General features: G+C 51.0%; 14 protein-coding genes. 2 read left to right on the top strand and 12 right to left on the bottom strand.

The features are described from left to right. Window positions 1-56 precede the first annotated feature (56 nt). The gene (locus M2371_RS11750; protein ID WP_259267782.1) at window positions 57-1,187 is read left to right on the top strand and encodes an oligogalacturonate lyase family protein; all 1,131 of its coding nucleotides are present in this window, start codon (window positions 57-59) and stop codon (window positions 1,185-1,187) included. A gap of 144 nt (window positions 1,188-1,331) precedes the next feature. Here the strand turns inward: M2371_RS11750 and kduD are convergent, their stop codons facing one another. Next, a complete protein-coding gene (gene kduD / locus M2371_RS11755) occupies window positions 1,332-2,093 on the bottom strand; it encodes a 2-dehydro-3-deoxy-D-gluconate 5-dehydrogenase KduD (RefSeq protein ID WP_034498120.1) in 762 nt (253 codons plus the stop codon). A 390-nt stretch (window positions 2,094-2,483) separates the two neighbouring features. On the opposite strand from kduD, the gene M2371_RS11760 reads away from it, so the two are divergent. Further along, on the top strand, window positions 2,484-3,659 hold the full coding sequence (locus M2371_RS11760; RefSeq protein WP_172893339.1) for an oligogalacturonate lyase family protein: 1,176 nt from the start codon (window positions 2,484-2,486) through the stop codon (window positions 3,657-3,659). Between the two features lie 167 nt (window positions 3,660-3,826). Here the strand turns inward: M2371_RS11760 and M2371_RS11765 are convergent, their stop codons facing one another. The 11 genes from M2371_RS11765 to M2371_RS11815 form a co-directional block, all read right to left on the bottom strand. Then, window positions 3,827-4,522, bottom strand: coding sequence for an oligogalacturonate-specific porin KdgM family protein (locus tag M2371_RS11765; RefSeq protein ID WP_034498124.1), 696 nt, complete (start codon window positions 4,520-4,522; stop codon window positions 3,827-3,829). A gap of 469 nt (window positions 4,523-4,991) precedes the next feature. Then, entirely contained in the window at window positions 4,992-6,173 is a 1,182-nt protein-coding gene (locus tag M2371_RS11770) for an acetyl-CoA C-acetyltransferase (protein WP_034498126.1), read from the bottom strand. 38 nt (window positions 6,174-6,211) lie between these two features. After that, on the bottom strand, window positions 6,212-7,222 hold the full coding sequence (locus tag M2371_RS11775) for a sensor domain-containing diguanylate cyclase (RefSeq protein ID WP_172893338.1): 1,011 nt from the start codon (window positions 7,220-7,222) through the stop codon (window positions 6,212-6,214). 679 nt (window positions 7,223-7,901) lie between these two features. After that, on the bottom strand, window positions 7,902-8,285 hold the full coding sequence (locus M2371_RS11780) for a hypothetical protein (RefSeq protein ID WP_034498129.1): 384 nt from the start codon (window positions 8,283-8,285) through the stop codon (window positions 7,902-7,904). Next, complete coding sequence (locus M2371_RS11785; protein WP_034498131.1) at window positions 8,269-8,790, bottom strand: chemotaxis protein CheW; 522 nt, start codon at window positions 8,788-8,790, stop codon at window positions 8,269-8,271. The genes M2371_RS11780 and M2371_RS11785 overlap by 17 nt, the downstream gene beginning before the upstream one ends. After that, the gene (locus M2371_RS11790) at window positions 8,787-10,475 is read right to left on the bottom strand and encodes a diguanylate cyclase (protein ID WP_259267783.1); all 1,689 of its coding nucleotides are present in this window, start codon (window positions 10,473-10,475) and stop codon (window positions 8,787-8,789) included. The genes M2371_RS11785 and M2371_RS11790 overlap by 4 nt, the downstream gene beginning before the upstream one ends. 11 nt (window positions 10,476-10,486) lie before the next feature. Beyond that, complete coding sequence (locus M2371_RS11795; protein WP_259267784.1) at window positions 10,487-10,849, bottom strand: response regulator; 363 nt, start codon at window positions 10,847-10,849, stop codon at window positions 10,487-10,489. 20 nt (window positions 10,850-10,869) lie between these two features. Further along, complete coding sequence (locus M2371_RS11800) at window positions 10,870-13,005, bottom strand: response regulator (protein ID WP_259267785.1); 2,136 nt, start codon at window positions 13,003-13,005, stop codon at window positions 10,870-10,872. A gap of 8 nt (window positions 13,006-13,013) precedes the next feature. Beyond that, the gene (locus tag M2371_RS11805; RefSeq protein WP_259267786.1) at window positions 13,014-14,441 is read right to left on the bottom strand and encodes a CheR family methyltransferase; all 1,428 of its coding nucleotides are present in this window, start codon (window positions 14,439-14,441) and stop codon (window positions 13,014-13,016) included. Then, window positions 14,438-15,505, bottom strand: coding sequence for a chemotaxis protein CheB (locus M2371_RS11810; RefSeq protein WP_259267787.1), 1,068 nt, complete (start codon window positions 15,503-15,505; stop codon window positions 14,438-14,440). The genes M2371_RS11805 and M2371_RS11810 overlap by 4 nt, the downstream gene beginning before the upstream one ends. Continuing rightward, window positions 15,492-17,591: a methyl-accepting chemotaxis protein gene (locus tag M2371_RS11815; RefSeq protein WP_259267788.1), complete on the bottom strand. Its 2,100-nt coding sequence runs from the start codon at window positions 17,589-17,591 to the stop codon at window positions 15,492-15,494. The genes M2371_RS11810 and M2371_RS11815 overlap by 14 nt, the downstream gene beginning before the upstream one ends. Between the last annotated feature and the right edge of the window lie 36 nt (window positions 17,592-17,627).

Genomic DNA, 17,627 nt, shown 5'->3' on the forward strand with positions numbered 1-17,627 from the left:
CTGCCCGTTTCATCGCGTGGCGGGGCATTTTTTTTAGATTTCTCAGGAGAATCGTTATGGCTAAAGGTAAGAAAATTCAACTTTCCTTCCGCGCCCGACGCGACAAGGAAACCGGTACGGAAGTGCTTCGTTTAACGCCCCCGCACATCATTTGTCATCGCAATTATTTCTATCAAAAATGTTTTAGTCACGACGGGCAGCGGCTGATTTTCGGCGGCGCGTTCGAAGGGCACTGGAATTATTATGCGCTGGATTTAGATAAGCAAATTGCCACGCAGCTAACGGAAGGCGAAGGCGACAACACCTTCGGCGGATTTTTGTCGGCTGACGACCGCTCACTCTGGTATGTGAAAAATACCCGCCAACTACGCCGCGTCGATCTGGAGTCGCTCGAAGAATACGTCGTGTATGAAGTCGATGACGAATGGGTGGCTTACGGCACTTGGGTGGCGAATTCTGATTGCAGCCAACTGGTGGGGATTGAAATCAAAAAGAGCGACTGGTCACCGCTCACCACCTGGCAAAAATTCCGTGATTTCTATTTCACGAATCCGGAATGCCGTTTGATTCGTATTGATTTAAACAGCGGCGAGCAGCAAGTCATCCTGCAAGAAAAACGCTGGCTGGGCCATCCGATTTACCGTCCGTTCGACGACGATACCGTCGCGTTTTGCCACGAAGGCCCGCGTGATGCAATCGATGCCCGCATGTGGCTCATTAACCAGGATGGCAGCAATCTGCGCAAAGTTCGCCAGCATCAGGAAGGTGAGAGTTTTACTCATGAATTCTGGGTACCGGACGGGTCTGCTCTCTATTACGTCGCGCATAAAGAAGGCGATGCGCACCGCTATTTATGCAGCGCCGACCCGCAAACGCTGGAGAATCGTCAACTGCGTACCATTCCGCCATGCTCACATTTAATGAGCAACCACGACGGCTCGCTGGTTGTCGGTGACGGCGCACCGCATAAAACGGGAAATATCGATCTTAACGATCCCTTCATTTGGGTATTCGATCTTAAGAAAGGAACGCAGAAAGCGGTTTGTAGCCACAACACCTCCTGGAAAGTGTTGGATGGTGACCGCCAGGTGACACATCCACATCCGTCGTTTAGCCCGGATAACCAATGGGTGCTCTACACCTCTGACGAAGAAGGCATGCCTGCGCTGTATTTAGCGAGGGTATAGATATAAAAAAACCTCCTGATTTCAGGAGGTTTCTATTTCGTTTCCGTTTGTCGGGAGCGCTACGCTTGCCCGACCTACCGAAAGAATTGGATTTTGTAGGGTGGATAAGCGCCAGCGCCATCCACCGTTTACATCAATCCTAAATTAACGCGCTAACCAGCCGCCATCAACCGCAACGGTGTAACCGTTGATGTAATCAGAAGCGGTTGATGCCAGGAACACGATTGGACCTTTCAGATCTTCTGGCAGACCCCAACGACCCGCTGGGATACGCTCAAGGATTGCCGCGCTACGCTCTTCGTCAGCACGCAGTTGCTGAGTATTGTTGGTCGCCATATAACCCGGGGCGATAGCGTTCACGTTGATACCGTGTTGCGCCCACTCGTTCGCCAGCAGACGGGTCACGCCCATCACCGCGCTCTTAGATGCGGTGTAAGAAGGAACGCGGATACCGCCCTGGTAAGAAAGCATAGAAGCGATGTTGATGATTTTGCCGCCTTTGCCCTGAGCAATGAACTGGCGAGCCACAGCCTGAGACATAAAGAACACGCTCTTGATGTTCAGGTTCATCACGTCGTCCCAGTCTTTTTCGCTGAAGTTGATAGCGTCTTCGCGACGAATCAGACCCGCGTTGTTCACCAGGATGTCGATTTGGCCGAACTCAGCAACCGCACGCTCCAGCAGAGACGGAATACCATCAATCTGACGCAGGTCAGCGGTCAGGCTCAGGAAGCGACGGCCCATCGCGGTCACGCGCTCGATGGTTTCAGTTGGCTCAACAATGTTGATACCCACGATGTCACAGCCCGCTTCTGCCAGACCGATAGCCATACCCTGGCCCAGGCCAGTATCACAACCCGTCACAACAGCAACTTTACCTTCCAGGGAGAACGAATCCAAAATCATGTAGGTTTCCTTTTTTATACGGGCTTGCTGTTAGCGCAAGCATCTCGGGGAAAATTTGTCTGCGCTAACTGCGCCATTCATAAAATCACTTACGGTAAAAACAGTGTTCCGTAATCTTTGATGAGCTAATACTAATCTTGTTGAAACCTCTTTTCAATTATAAATGAAACGATGTTTCAACTTTTGAGAGATAGTTTTCAAATTTGATATTCCGATCACGGTTACACCTGCAATTTCCTAAAAACCCATAAGTCTGCTGGAAGTATTGCTCACGGTGTTACCGTTTAGTGAATGCAATCACACATATTGAAACAATGTTTTGATAAATTAACACCGTAAGTTCGAGCATTAATTTCACCGGATACGGTTTGTTATTCAAAGGAGAGCATCATGGCTAAAGGTATGCGGGTTAAACTGGTTTATGAAGTGAGCCAGGACCCAGACACAGGCGTCGAAGTCACCCGCTTAACGCCACCGGAAGTAACGTGTCATCGTAATTACTTCTATCAAAAATGCTTTACTCAGGATGGCAGTAAACTCCTGTTTGCTGGTGAATTTGACGGCAACTGGAACTACTATCTGCTGGATATCGCAGCCGCCGAAGCGGTGCAACTGACTGAAGGAACGGGCGACAACACGTTTGGTGGCTTCCTCTCTCCGGATGACAAATCCCTCTATTATGTGAAGAACGAGCGCACGCTACTGGAAGTCAATCTTGAAACCCTGGTAGAACGCGAAGTGTATCGCGTACCGGAAGATTGGGTGGGTTACGGCACCTGGGTGGCGAACAGCGATTGCACCAAATTAGTCGGTATCGAAATTTCCAAAGACGACTGGGTTCCGTTGAACGACTGGAAAATCTTCCATGACTTCTTCCACAAAGGCCCAAATTGCCGCTTACTGCGCGTTGATTTGCAAACCGGCGAAAGCGCCGTTATTCATCAGGAAAAAAACTGGCTCGGTCACCCGATTTATCGCCCGTTCGATGACAACACTGTCGCGTTCTGCCACGAAGGCCCGCATGATTTGGTCGATGCGCGGATGTGGATGGTCAACGAAGACGGCAGCAACGTGCGTAAAGTTAAAGAACACGCCGAAGGCGAAAGCTGCACCCATGAATTCTGGGTACCAAACGGCTCATCGCTGATGTACGTTTCTTATCTGAAAGGCCAGCAAGGCCGAACTATTTATAGCTACAACCCGGACACCGGAATTAACGAAGAAGTGATGCAGATGCCTGCATGTTCTCATTTGATGAGCAACTTTGACGGTACGTTACTGGTAGGCGATGGCTCAGGCACGCCAGTCGATGTTAAAGATACCAGCGGTTATACCATCGATAACGATCCTTATCTGTATGCATTCGACGTGGCGAAGAAAGCTTATTTCCGCGTTGCCCGTCACGATACTTCCTGGGCGACATTTGCTAATAGCCGCCAGGTGACGCACCCACATCCTTCATTTACTCCTGACGACAGCGCAATATTGTTTAGCTCAGATAAAGACGGTAAACCGGCACTGTATATTGCAAAAATGCCTGCGAACCCAGAATTAATTTCCGCCTGATAGAAATATAGTGTGCCCTGTGTAGGCCTTGCCCTCTCATAAAGAGAGGGCTTTTTTATATTATTTGTACTTCAATTAACACCCAACATAATTAAGATATAAAAAAGCCCCCGCAAAGGCGGAGGCTGTTTGAAAGGGTATTAATGAATGAAGTTATTAATGCACTATTAGAAGCTGTATGCCACACCGACGCGTAAACGGGTCTGGCGATCGTCACGGTCATTCACACCGACGTTGCCGACTTCACCATATGGAGCCCAGTTTTTATCCAGTTTATAAGCTAACTTCACATTATATTCTTGAGAATAAGGTTTGTTATTATTACGTGCGTTACCTTCTTCACTACGCGCATAAACGTAGTTCAGCTCTGTACGCCAGTCACCCATCACAAAACCAGCCCACGCATCACCACGGTTCACTTTATCATCTTCTTTATTCGCGCTTGCCGGGTAACGGGTGTAGTCATAACGGTAGCGGACTGCGACATAGAAACCATTGTCGAAGCTATATTGTGCGCGCAAGTTTGGCTTATAAATAGTACGACTGTCATTACTTTCAATATTAAAACCTGGTGTTAACGAGAAGTTTTTATTGGCTTTCCATTGCCAGCTAATCGCTTCTTCATGTCCATTACCGATGAAATCAGCAAATGGCTGATCGGTATTATCACCGCCTGATTTCCATTTCGCTTCAACAGAGAAACCAAAACCATTTGCAAAACGATGCGAAACTGAGACGCGGTCAGCGTTGGTTTTATCCGTCTTACCACCGTCAATGTATTCATGGCGTAAGTCGACGGTTACAGCCTGTGCTGCAAAAGAAGCACCAATCAACATTGCCAGACCCAGAGTTTTCTTCAACATGTTTCTAATCCCTCATTGAAATATCGTTTCATTATTATGAAACTGGATTTTATTTTTAAATGAACAATATTTTAGTGATCGGGATCGTAAATGTTTATGTCAAAATACACACATGGCAATATTCGTGACGACTATCAACAAAACAAACATCAAAGCCTGACATTTGACGACAGGCATCACATTAAAAGTGCCAAAAACACTTTTAAAAAAGCATTTCAACGATGTTTAAGTTTATTTACACAGCAATACAACCCGACTTAAATAAAATTAAATCGCCGGATTTCTTAATAATAAAATTAAGAAATGAATAAAAATATGTGACGCAGTTAAATAAAAAGGGGTGAAAGTGTGATGTATATAAAAGAAAAAAGCCTTCCTGACGGAAGGCTTTAATTTACGCTGGTTAGTTTTGTCGGATGACGCTGCGCTTATCCGACCTACGCTTGCGCTTTAAGAATGATGGGTACTGTTAATCTCGTTCAATTGCCAGGGCAACACCCTGCCCGCCGCCAATACACAACGTCGCCAGTCCTTTTTTGGCGTCTCGCTTGATCATTTCATGCACCAGAGACACCAGAATTCGGCAGCCCGACGCACCGATTGGGTGCCCCAGGGCTAGCGCACCACCGTTAACATTCACTTTGCGCTCGTCCCATTCCAGCATTTTACCTACTGAAAGCGCCTGGGCCGCAAAGGCTTCGTTGGCTTCGATAAGATCAAGCTCTTCCAGCGTCCAGCCTGCTCGCTCAAGGCAACGCTGAGTCGCCGTCACTGGCGCAATCCCCATATAGGCGGGATCCACTCCAACGCTGGCGAAAGCCCGAATGCGTGCCAGAACCGGTAAATTCAGCTCTTCGGCTTTGCTGGCGCTCATCATTAACACCGCTGCGGCGCCGTCATTAATTGAAGAGGCATTTCCTGCTGTCACGCTTCCCTGAATATCGAAGGTTGGGCGTAATTGTGCCAGGGCTTCGGCACTGGCATCGGTACGTGGCTGTTCGTCAGTATCAACAATCACCAGTTTTCCGCTATTCGACTCAAACGCCACCGGGACGATTTCATCTTTAAAACGCCCGGCATCTATTGCCGCCCGCGCTTTATGTTGTGAAGCCAGCGCGTAAGCATCCTGGCTTTCACGGCTAATACCGTATTCGCGAGCGAGATTTTCAGCGGTGACGCCCATGTGGTAATCATTGAACGCGTCCCACAAGCCATCGTGAACCAGGCTGTCGATGAGTTGGGAATTGCCTAACCCCGCGCCGTTTCGGCTATCGGCTAACACATGTGGCGCGCGGCTCATGTTTTCCTGCCCGCCCGCAATCACTACATCAGCCTCGCCGCATTGAATGGCCTGGGTCGCAAGATGCAGCGCTTTAAGGCCAGATCCGCACACGTCATTGATGGTGATGGCAGAAACAGACCAGGGTAAACCGCTGTTCAGTGCGGTCTGTCGCGCCGGATTTTGCCCGGCGCCTGCCGTCAAAACCTGCCCAAGAATAACTTCATCGACTTCCTGCTCGCTCACACCGCTGCGTTCAAGCAAGGCTTTCACTACTGCACTTCCCAGCTCCGAGGCGCTGCGCGGGGAAAGCGCCCCCTGAAAGCAGCCGATGGGCGTGCGTGCCGCTCCCACGATGACGACATCTTTCATTGTTTTCTCCGCAACGTTTGACTGCTAACCAGGAATGTTTAAAAGCCCCGACGATGCGCCTTTTCGACATACATCGCCGTATCGGCTTCACGCAAAGCCGTATCGTGGTCAGTCTCAGCCGGATTGACCGCGACGACACCGATACTCGGGCCTGCATAATTAATCACACTGGAATGTAGCTGAAACTCGCCGGTCAGCAAGTTCGAGAGGCGAATTTTGAATGCCTGCGCAGCATGTTGTGCTTCGTCAGTATTTGACGGCCCAAATCCCGCCACGATAAATTCATCGCCGCCGACGCGTCCGATGATCTCGTCAGGGCGCGTTCCCTTTTGCAAACGCTGGCCTATTTCACACAAGAAGTCGTCCCCAGCCTCATGGCCGTGGATATCGTTAATCTCTTTAAAATCATCCAGATCAGCAAACGCCAGCAGCACAAATCGGGCGTCGTCGCGGGCCTGAGAAAAGAGTTTGGGTAACTGTTCAAACACCGCGCGGCGGTTGGGCAAACCGGTCAGCTCATCCGTGTAACTGGCGGTCGTGAGCGCGGCATTGGCCTGCTGTAACTGCTGCAAAAGCTGTTCATTCTGAATCTGCTGCGCAATCAGCTGCGCAAAGAGTTGCAGCACTTGCTCGCTGCGGTCAGTCAAAATGCGATGCTCCGAACTGGCCGCGCACAGCGTGCCATATAAAGATCCATCTGCGAGCGTCACCGGGGTGCTGACATACGTCGTGATCCCCAATGCTTTCGCCGCCTGCGAATCTCCCCAGACTTTTGCCACATCGCTGGTGTAACGCTTGCCTTCATCCATTGCACGCTTGCAAAGCGTATCGCCCCACGGCACTGAAAGGCCTTCAGGAATCTGCATCTGGCGGGTATTTCGGGCAAAAAGAATGTGCTGAAAACTGCCGTCCGGTTCAATACGAGTCAGGTAAGTGGACTCCATATTAGTCACCAGTTCGAGCATCTCAAGCAACTGTCGGACAAGTCCTTCAAGCGTGTATTCAGATTCTAACGCGGTGGAAATGCGCTCGATAAGATTGTCAGACATAAAGCAGATAACCCTTTTTCGTTAACTCGGGGAGGCGAACTCAGATGAGCACTTTTAGCATATTTTGGATGTGAGTTCCGCTGCCATTTATGGCATTTGAGGGGGCACCTATGGCGGTATGGTGATATTCCGTTCACCCGAAAGTTCTCAGATCCTATATAGATCCATCAACGGTGAACGACTTAGGGTGGCCACCGTCGCCACCCTAAGAACCCGGACTCCCGGCAAATCAATCGCCGCAAGCGGTAAACACCGTTTTTCACCCAACATTCGCGGTCGTTCGCGACTCGTTCCCGACGATCGCTCTCTCACGTGGTTCCCGACCACGTGACCCCGACTGAAGGGTAAAAAGCGGCGCGATTGAAGCCGGAACAAAAGGTCAACGTCAAAACCCGAAGGCCACACCGAGCCGGTTTTGACCTTGTTCCCGGTATAAATTGCCCCAGTGTTCCCCATAAGTCAGGGTTGAGCTGCCGGGAGCAGCGAAAGAGAGCGATCGTAGGGAACGAGTCGCGAACGACCCTGATGTTGGGGGTAAGCTGGGGTTTACCGCGCAGCGGCAATTTAATCACCGGGCGACGGGGTCGCCAGGGGGATGTCGTTATCCACCTGGCACGTTCACCGTTCGCAGATTTATGTGGGATCGAATAACGTAAAGGTGGACGGAAAACAACAAGACTTATAGATTCCCCAGGGACGATCCCACAGGCCAACTCAATAACCCACTAAATCCCTCATCCCACACCAAAGCCCTGAGCGCCGGTAGCTGGCAGCACGGCTTTAATAATTCAGGCAAAGGATAAATATCTCCCGGCGATAACTGCACATTCTCCAGTTTCCCCCACAAATACCACCCCTGCTCCACATTACTTGCTGGAACAATCAGATGCAGATGCATCCCTTCTTCGGGTTCGTCAGGCAACCCTAACCATTGGCTTAAGCGCGGAATGTCTTCGGCTTCATAAACCACCAATGAACAGCGCTGTACCTGAGTGGCAGGAATATAGAAGCGCTGGTTTCCCAGCGTGATTCGCACCGCCGCAAGACTAAGCCCTTGAGTCATAGCCGCTGGTTTCCAGGTAACGTGCGAAGACTAAATCCAGGTCCAGTAACGCAAAATATTCGGAACCGACAGGCACAATGCCGACCACGATTTTCTGCATAGTGGCCGATAAATTGTCCGCTGCCGGGTGAATCTGGCTCTCGGCAACCTCCAGCACATCAATTAACTTATCGACCAGAATACCGCTTTGCATTTTCTGGCCACGGCCAATCAGAATGGTGCGTTTACCCGCGTCCGTTGCAGGTGTGTCGAGCAGCTGATTAATATTAATCACAGATTCAACGCGTCCCCGGTAATTAATCACCCCTTCCAGAGAAGGAGGGCAACCAGGCACCCACGATACCGGGCGTTCTGCCATAATCTCTTTGATTTGCGAGCCGTAAAAGGCGAATTTCTTCTCAGCCAGTTTGAATAACACCAGGCTGCATTGCGGTTCATCAACGTTGGTGATTTCGCGATTTTCGTCTTGATAGTGACTTAAAATATGTTCCAGTTGCTCGCTCATGCGACGTCCTTATCATCGGCGAGGCAATAGCGATTGCGCCCATGCTGCTTCGCGCAATACAGAGCCTGGTCGGCACGCTCACGGATACTTTCTATTTTGTCGCCCGGCTGCCAGGAGGCAATGCCTGCGCTGAAGGTATTGCTAAAGCGGGTCTGGTTCACCGAGAAGTGAATTTTTTCAAAGCCCTGACGCAGTCTTTCAACCACTGCCGCCGCTTGCTCTTTGGTGGTCGCAGGCATAATTATCGCGAACTCTTCCCCGCCGTAACGCCCGACAATATCCGTGCTGCGTAAGCGATGAGAAAACAGCTGCGAAATTCCCAAAATAACCTGATCGCCCGCCACGTGGCCGTAGGTGTCATTGATACTTTTGAAGTGATCCAAATCGACCATCACCAGGCTAAACGGAATACCGCTGTAGTTCGATTCGGTAATGGCGCTTTCCAGATAATGCGTGGTGGTCGAGTGGTTATACAGCCCGGTCAGGCTGTCCTGCGACATGCGCGCCCGCAGGGTACGCATTCTTTCCGCACGAATCGACACCGCATTTATCAGCTCCTGCGGGTCGGCCTGCTTGATAATAAAATCTTCAGCGCCAGTGCTCATCGCCCCGAATTGAGTCGTTTTATTGGTTTCGCTCGACAAATACGCAATCGGCAAACCGATGTGCTGCGGGATTTGACGGATAAGTTTCGTCAACTCTTCGCCGCTGTAATCCGGCATGTGGAAATCCATCAGCACGATATCAATCGGATGGGTGTTCAGCACGTTCAGCAAATGAGGAATTTGTGTCAGAACATGCACTTCCATGCCAGCCATGCGCAGCATTTCAGCGTTGTATTGCGCGACTTCCGGCTCGTCATCAATCAACAAAACCTGATACGGTTTTTTCAGCGAAGGCTGCGTTAATCGATGCAGTTCCTGGACTAAATCGGTGGTGGAAGCGGGCTTAACATAATAGCCGTCGCACCCGGCTTTAATGGCATTGATGCGGGCATGGAAATGGCTGTGGCAGGAAAGATAAAGCACCGGGAACGGTGTGCCGACTTTCTTTTTCAAATCTGACATCGCCAGCGGGCCACCGTAGGCGTGTTCCGGGAAACTCACATCCATAATCACCACCGAAGGCGGCTGCGAGATAACGGCCTTGGTGAAATCAGCGGTGTTGGTAAACACATAACAGATAAAGCCAAAGCAGCGCAGTTGCGTCGCCAGCAGCTCGGCCTGCTCGCTTTCATCGTCACACAGGTAAACCGGCTTAATGGTGCGGTTAATCGCCACTTCTTCCTGGCTTGAAGCTGCTATCGGGAATTTCACGAGTGAATCCCCGCCGCGCCGTGCGCTTTCCGCCTGCTCTTCGGTTAAGGCATAAAGCTGCTGAACTAACTCTTTTAGCTTGTGGTAAAGCGAATCGGGAAGCGTATTGCTCACCAACATATGCTCACCTTCCGCCGCCAGACTGGCTATTTTGGTGAAGCCAAACGAAGCGCTGGTCCCGTGGATGCTGTGCAGTAAAAGGTGTAATTGTTTATTGTCCGCATCCAAAGGTGCAGCCGTCAACTTCGCCAGCAGAGCGTCCGCTTGTTTCAGCATTTCGGGAATACGCTGCAAAAATCGCTGGCGTAAACGGGCGATCTTATCCTGCGCGGTGTTCATCGTATTTTGCGTCAATTGTTGATTCATCATGATTTTTTAATTTATTGAGCAGCTACGTCTGGGTTGAGAATTTCATTCACTACGGCCACTAATCTTTCAGCCATATTCTCGTCTTTCTTCACCCAGCAATCAGGAATGATGGTGATATCGGTCATCTCGCTGGCGCTGAGTAAAATAAACGGTTTTTTCCAGCCGTTGGCACGCAGCATCTCTAACAAGTCCAGGCCGGTAATATCCGGCATATGGAAATCGCTAATGACCAGACTGATTTCGCTGTCCGAGTCCAGATTGGCTAACGCCGTCATCGCACTTTCGGCAATAATCACTTCATAACCGCTCATTTCCAGAAATACCGCAGCCAACTCCGCCGAAAACAAATCGTCATCTACTAATAAAACACGCATTTTTTTCTCACTTAGCGCCGTCAGCACAACAGCATCTTTAATGTTTCTATAAGACTATCTTGCTCAAAATCACCCTTGGCGATGTAAGCATCCGCGCCGACCTGAATGCCACGGCGGCGGTCTTCTTCTTTTGCCCTGGAGGTGACGATAATTATCGGAATATGTTGATAATTTTCTTCAGCGCGAAGTGCTTTAGTCAGTGAGAATCCATCCATTACTGGCATTTCGACATCCGTCAGAACGGCGTCAAATTGCGTTAAGCGCGCTTTTTGTAAACCTGAGAATCCATCTTCAGCGAGCGTGACTTGATAACCGTGCGCTTCCAGCACGTTTTTCTCAATTTCACGGGTGTTCAGGGAGTCATCGACGATCAGCACATGCCAGGAGTTTTGTCGTACTTCTGGTTTACGCGCAGCCGCCCTTGGTTGCCCCTGCTTTTGCGCCATTTCCATCAGCACCGGTACCTGCAAAACGCTCACCAGTTGGTTATCCGCGGTGAGCACCATGCCGGAGACCAGAGCCTGGTGCTGCATATGTTTCGGCAGGGGCTTTATCATCATGTTGCGTTCGTCGAGCAGGTTATCCACCAGCATCGCCATCTTGCCGAACTGATTCTGAATAATGATCAGCAGCAAACTGGTCGCCACGGGCGTAGGGGTCTGGCTGCCGTGTCGGTCATTAATACGCAGGATCTCGGCGGCGGAAATCACCGGAATAAACTCGTTATGCAGAATGATGGCCGGGCGGTCAGCAATATCGCGAATCTCTTCGCGAGAACATTTCACCACTTCGACCACATATTGCGCCGCAAGGCCAAACAGGTGGTTTTGCTGCTCAAACTGCAAAATGCGCATCATCGCCAGTGAAATCGGCAACCTGATAATAAAGGTGGTGCCCTGGCCTGGGCGGCTGTGAACCTGAAGCGTGCCTTGCAAATCGGTGACAATAGTTTTACGAACGATATCCAGCCCTACGCCGCGTCCCGAAAGCTCCGTGACAATTTTGCTGGTCGAAAAACCGGGGTGGAAAATCAGCTCGTTACATTCCAGATCTGAAAGCTGGTCAACCACATCGGCACTCACCAGGCCGCGAGCGACCGCTTTGGCACGAATCGCCGGGTAATCCAGGCCGCGACCGTCATCTTCGACACGCAACAAAATACCGCGTCCGTCTTGCTGCGTGGTCAATGTGATAGTGCCGCGCGCCGATTTCCCGGCGGCCAGCCGCTCTGGTGCTTCGCAAAGCCCGTGATCGACTGCGTTGCGCAGCAGATGCGTTAACGGCTCAGAAAGTCGGTCGATTAACTGCCGGTCAATTTCCACTTCGCCGCCCAGAATCCGGCAGTCCACCTGCTTATTGAGCGAAGCCGCAAGTTCACGCACCTGCTGTGAAACAGGCTCGAACAGCATGGAAACCGGAAGCATGCGAATCGTGGTGGCGACATCATACAGTTCGTACATCTGGAGATGCTGAACCTGGAAATCTTCTTTTAGCTGGCGGCTAAATTGCAGGATTTCCTGGCGGAGTTGGTCGGCATCCATATGTGCCAGGCGCGGCCCAATGTTCGACAGGCTTTGAACCTGCTGCTCCAGGCGGTCATGGCTGGCAACCACTTCCCCGAGAATATTAATCAGGTCATCGAGCTTTTCGAGTTTGACGCGCACCGATCCGGCTTGTTTGAGTCCGCTGTCTGCGATATCGAGCGCCACAACGGGTTTTTCCGCCGGTGCGGCTTTTGCCTGCACAGGTTCGTCGCCCATTTCGCCACGGCTGGCACGCGCCAGACGCTCACACAATTGTTCATCAGCCGGGGGCAGTTTGTTAGTGCCTTCGCTGGCGGTCAACTGGTCGAGTTGCCTGGAGATGTCATCCGTGGCCTGTAGAATCAGCGTGCCGAGGTTTTGGTCGGGTTCGAGTTTCTTATCGCGCAGCTCGCTTAAGATCTCTTCAAGCTGATGGGTGACATCGGCGATGCTTTGCAGTTTCAGCATTCGCGCGCCCCCTTTCAGGGTATGGGCTGCACGGAACATCTCACCGATTTGTGCATCAACGTTTTCACCCGATGAGAGCGAAAACGCCCCTTCTTTCACGGTCTGCAAATGGCCGTTTGCTTCATCGATAAAGCGCAGCACAAATTTTTTAAGATCGATTGCCATACGGTTCTCTAAATCCCATCCTGACTGGTGAACTGCGCCAACTGATGTTCACAAAGAAAACGAAACGAATTACTCGGGAACGACAAGGGCAGCCGCAACGAACTGGCGTTGGCCGTCGTATTGTTCATTTCCGCGTTGAGTAATTGCAGTGTGATGCGGTAGGTTCGCTGCGCCGGGCGATGCAATTCACTTTGCCGATACATTTCCGCCAGGTAGTAATGCGCGGGCCAATACCCAGGCTGTTGATAAACCACCTGTTTAAACCAGGCAATCGCCTGTTGTGTGTGGTGCTGCCACATCATGGCCAGGCCCAGCAGCATTTTCGCTTCCGCTGACCATTCATCAAGTTCGAGGACATGCTGCGCACTGAGCGCGGTTTGTTCGAACTCGCATTTTTCCAGCGCAATCGCGCCTTTAATCACCAACGCTTCCTGGTTATCAATATCGCTATCGAGCACCTGGCTAATCCACTCTTCTGCTTCGACAAAACGTTTGTCAGCCACACACGCGAGCGCCTTTTTAATCCAGCTATCGCACTGCTGCACGGAGGGAACCGATGCGGCCACAAAAGGGGCCTGGGCCGGAATCACCGGCGTGATAATCCTGGGTGTAACGCTTGCCGCCGGAGGCTGGAGGCGCGATGTTTTCGGCTGGCAGAAATAGAAATGCCCGCTCTCTTGTTTAAGTTTTAAGATGCCAAAATTATTGGCGAGCGTTTCCGCATTCCCAAAGAACAGCGCGCCATCGGGTTGCAGAATGTTCAGCAAATTAAAATGCAGCAGTCGCCGCGTTTCGACATCAAAGTAAATGGAGACGTTGCGCAGCAAGATAATGTCGAATTGGGGTTGGAGTTGTTCTTTGACAATATTCGAGCGATGGAACGTCACTTTTTCGCGGATCACATCGTGTAACTGAAATTGATTCCCATGGCGCGTGAAATACGTTTGCTGCAATAGCGGGTCAACGCCGCGAAACGAGTAGCTGGAATAACTCGCCGCGCGGGCTTTCTCGAGAATTTTAACGTCGATATCGCAGCCGTGAATTTCCACGCTTCGGGCAAATTTATCGTGATATTTCTGGTGGAGCTTTATTGCCAACGAGTAGGCTTCTTCGCCTGACGAACAGCCTGCACTCAGAATGCGTACCGGGCCGCCCTTCTGCTCAAGCATGCGCGGCACCAGCTTTTCACAGACGATATCCAACACTTCCGGCTCGCGGAAAAAGTAAGTTTCATTGATGGTGAGCAGACTTAACAGCTTGTCGAATTCGACGCTCGAGACGCAAAGTTTCTCGTAATATTCAGCGCTACTTTCTTTTCCCCGCTCGGAGATGCGCTGATGCAAAGCGGCATTCAGCAACCCTTCCATGCCGTTGTAAAAATGCAGGCCGACGCGGTCTTTGATGAGATCTTTAAAGGCGGCAATATTAGGGATCATAAACGTTTACCTTCAAAATACCGGGGATGGGTCATCGCCAGTAACGTCGCGGCGAGCTGCTCCAGCGGTAAGATTTTGTGGATCACGTTCTTATCAATGGCGAATTTATTCATACCAAACACCACCGACGTCACCTCGTCCTGAGCCAGCGTTTTACCGCCCTTCTGGAAAATCGCTTCGATTCCCCGGCAACCATCACTGCCCATGCCCGTCATAATGAGGCCGACCGCTTTTTCACGATAAACCTCAGCCACGGACTCCAGCAGCAGGTTGCAGCTTGGGTGGTAGACATCGCTGGCCTGCCGTGCGACAGCCGCTAAACGATGGTTTTTTTTCACCACCAGATGCTGTTCAGGCGGCAGAATGTAGACCCGCCCTGCGGTTAAAACGTCATTCACTTGCGCCAGTTGCACCTGCAGCTCGGTGATGCCATCCAGCCATTGCACCATGCTGGTCGCGAAACCGTCGGCAATATGCTGCGCGATAATAATCGGGCATGGGAAAATGCCCGGTAGCGCCTGTAACAATTTGCTCAGTGCCTGCGGGCCGCCCGTGGAACAGGCAATCGCCAGCACAAACGGCCATTCGTGGTGCTGGGGTTGAGCGATTTCAGGGATCGGCGCGGTTTTCGCCGCCCCTTCTGCATGATGCCGTAGCCCCTGAATGTGGCGAATCACCTTCACTCCCACCAGCATTTCCACCTGACGATGTAACGCTTTCGTCGCCTGCACCGACTCGCCAGGATTGCAGACCACCGCCAACGCGCCGCGGGTGATAAATTCCGCATCCCACTGCGCATCGGCGTAATAACGCATCACCATGATTGGAATGGCGCAGGTCGCCATAATCGTTTCCACGGTTTCGACGTTTTCACGACCCGGCGCGCCTAACGTCAGCACCAGAAGCTGCGGAGCCATCTTTTGCACCAGGCTCGCCGCTTGTTCGCGATGAACGGATTGCCCCACCACTTCGATGCTTTTATTAATCTCAAGCTGTCGAATCAAATCATTGCGCGACGAGCCGCCATGATCGACGATCAGCACGCGGATTTTAGGCCTGCACATCAGGGCCATCCGTCAATTTGAAAGACTGTGAGGCCTGATTTAGCTCATTGGAAAGCTGAGTCATATCCTGGCTGATAGACAGAATGTCTTTAATCGATTGCGAGGTGTAATTACTGGCCACCACGATCTCACGTAGCGCCATAACCACCTGATTGCTTGCTGTTTTCTGCTGCTGCGTAGAGAGTGAAATCTGCATGGCGGCGGTAGAAGTTTGCTCGGCGGTCGCGACGATATCATGCAGACGATCGGCGCTGACTTTGCAGGCTTTAGTGCCCGCTTTAATGCTGTTACTGCCTTTCTCGGCGTTGAGCACCAGGCGGTTGATCGAGTTCTGAATTTCGCTGATTTTGTTCTCAATCTCGAAAGTCGATTCCGTTACGGAGTCCGCCAGGCGACGGATTTCTGCGGCGACCACCGAGAATCGTTTACCCGATTCACCCGCACTTGCCGCTTCAAGGGCTGCGTTAAACGCGATGAGTTTGGTTTGGTCCGCCACATTATTGATGATAATCATCACGCGGCTAATCTCTTTGGACTTGTTACCCAGCATCATGATTTCACGCATGCTTTGCTGGTTGTCACTGTCGATATCAGCCATACGAGTGAGCAATTCGCCCATCGAATCGGAGCCTTTGTTGCAGTCATCAAGCGTGACATTGGCGATATCCACCACCGCACGAGAATGCTCGGCAATTTGCGTTGAGGAGGCCGAAAGTTCTTCCATCGTCGAGGTGATTTCTGCCACTGAAGATGAAGTTTCCACGCTGGTCGAGGCCTGGCCATCCACCGCTTCGGTGATATTTAAAGCCGCTTCATGAACCCGGCGGGCATGTGAAACCACACCGCCCACTAACGAGTGCAACGACTGACGCATCTTTTCGTTCGCACTGAGCAAATCACCGATCTCATCGTTGTGATCGACCTGCACATTCACGGTCAGGTCGCCCTGAGCAATAGATTGCGAAATTCGCAGCACTTTATTTAAACGACGTGAAATCAGAATACGGCTGGTGGCGGCAATCAAAATCAAAATCACCGGCATTAACAGCACGCTGAACATCAAGAGACTGTTGCGCACCAGATTGCTGCTGCGGGCAACATCGTCGACATAACTGGTGGTGGAAATAATCCAGTTGATGCCATCGATATATTCAAATACCGCCACCCGTTTGCGCGGTGCCGCGCCGTAACCGCTCACGGTTTCGTAATAAACCGTGCCATTTTTAAGCGCCATAATATCGGCATAGCGCTTGTAGCCATGGGCGTCGGTAATGTTTTCTACATGCTGGTTAGCAAGGGTTGGGTGCGCCACCATCATGCCGGGGCTGAACCCCGCATCCAGCACGTACGCGTAGCCGCCTTCACCAATGTGAACCGCTAGTAACTCTTTAATAACCGGTTGCAGCGCCAGTTTAACGTCAAAACCAATCGCAACAGCCCCCACCACCTGGCCGAATTTATCGGTAATAGGTTCGTAGTGGCTGATGAATTGTTTGCCATATAACGTCACCACGCCTGAATAAGGTTTGTTTTTAATCAGCCCCGCTAACGCCGGGTTGTCATGGCTCAGAACGGTGGCGGTCGCTATTTTGCCCTCTTTGCCCTGGAGAGTGGTGGAGACACGAACAAATTGCTCGCCTTCACGAATAAAGGTCGAGGCAAATACGCTGGTTAATTCGGTAAAGTGAGCATTAATACGCGTATCGCTTAATAAGGCTTTTAACTCTTCAGTCCCTAATGAACGCAGCGGCACCGGAGACATATTCTGGTAGTTATTAATATAAACGTTGCTGTAACGTTCCGCGTCTCGGGTAACGCGTTTATATTCGGTGACGATATTGTTATGGAAGATACGCGTATTTGAACGCAACACTTCCAGGGCGTTATCCTGTAGCTGTTTAGCTAAATAAGATGACAACAGGAACGATGCGCCAATCAGCAGCACGGCGATGCAGGCAACCAGCATCAGCCCTAGCTTCATCGCCACCCCCACATGTAATTTATGCAGCCAGGATGTCAGAAAATTTTCGCTGCCCTTGGTTTCTTCCACATCTGAGGGGCGCTGTATTGTTAAAAATTTACGCATGGGTTTCCAGTTACCTAAATAATGTGAAATGAATGC

This window comes from Buttiauxella sp. BIGb0471 (assembly GCF_024807715.1).
In the GTDB taxonomy this organism is placed as follows: Bacteria; Pseudomonadota; Gammaproteobacteria; order Enterobacterales; family Enterobacteriaceae; genus Buttiauxella; species Buttiauxella agrestis.

Excerpts from the sequence above, each read along its gene's own strand:
- M2371_RS11750 (WP_259267782.1), top strand. The coding sequence starts at position 57 with ATGGCTAAAGGTAAGAAAATTCAACTTTCCTTCCGCGCCCGACGCGAC.
- kduD (WP_034498120.1), bottom strand. The coding sequence starts at position 2,093 with ATGATTTTGGATTCGTTCTCCCTGGAAGGTAAAGTTGCTGTTGTGACG.
- M2371_RS11760 (WP_172893339.1), top strand. The coding sequence starts at position 2,484 with ATGGCTAAAGGTATGCGGGTTAAACTGGTTTATGAAGTGAGCCAGGAC.
- M2371_RS11765 (WP_034498124.1), bottom strand. The coding sequence starts at position 4,522 with ATGTTGAAGAAAACTCTGGGTCTGGCAATGTTGATTGGTGCTTCTTTT.
- M2371_RS11770 (WP_034498126.1), bottom strand. The coding sequence starts at position 6,173 with ATGAAAGATGTCGTCATCGTGGGAGCGGCACGCACGCCCATCGGCTGC.
- M2371_RS11775 (WP_172893338.1), bottom strand. The coding sequence starts at position 7,222 with ATGTCTGACAATCTTATCGAGCGCATTTCCACCGCGTTAGAATCTGAA.
- M2371_RS11780 (WP_034498129.1), bottom strand. The coding sequence starts at position 8,285 with ATGACTCAAGGGCTTAGTCTTGCGGCGGTGCGAATCACGCTGGGAAAC.
- M2371_RS11785 (WP_034498131.1), bottom strand. The coding sequence starts at position 8,790 with ATGAGCGAGCAACTGGAACATATTTTAAGTCACTATCAAGACGAAAAT.
- M2371_RS11790 (WP_259267783.1), bottom strand. The coding sequence starts at position 10,475 with ATGATGAATCAACAATTGACGCAAAATACGATGAACACCGCGCAGGAT.
- M2371_RS11795 (WP_259267784.1), bottom strand. The coding sequence starts at position 10,849 with ATGCGTGTTTTATTAGTAGATGACGATTTGTTTTCGGCGGAGTTGGCT.
- M2371_RS11800 (WP_259267785.1), bottom strand. The coding sequence starts at position 13,005 with ATGGCAATCGATCTTAAAAAATTTGTGCTGCGCTTTATCGATGAAGCA.
- M2371_RS11805 (WP_259267786.1), bottom strand. The coding sequence starts at position 14,441 with ATGATCCCTAATATTGCCGCCTTTAAAGATCTCATCAAAGACCGCGTC.
- M2371_RS11810 (WP_259267787.1), bottom strand. The coding sequence starts at position 15,505 with ATGTGCAGGCCTAAAATCCGCGTGCTGATCGTCGATCATGGCGGCTCG.
- M2371_RS11815 (WP_259267788.1), bottom strand. The coding sequence starts at position 17,591 with ATGCGTAAATTTTTAACAATACAGCGCCCCTCAGATGTGGAAGAAACC.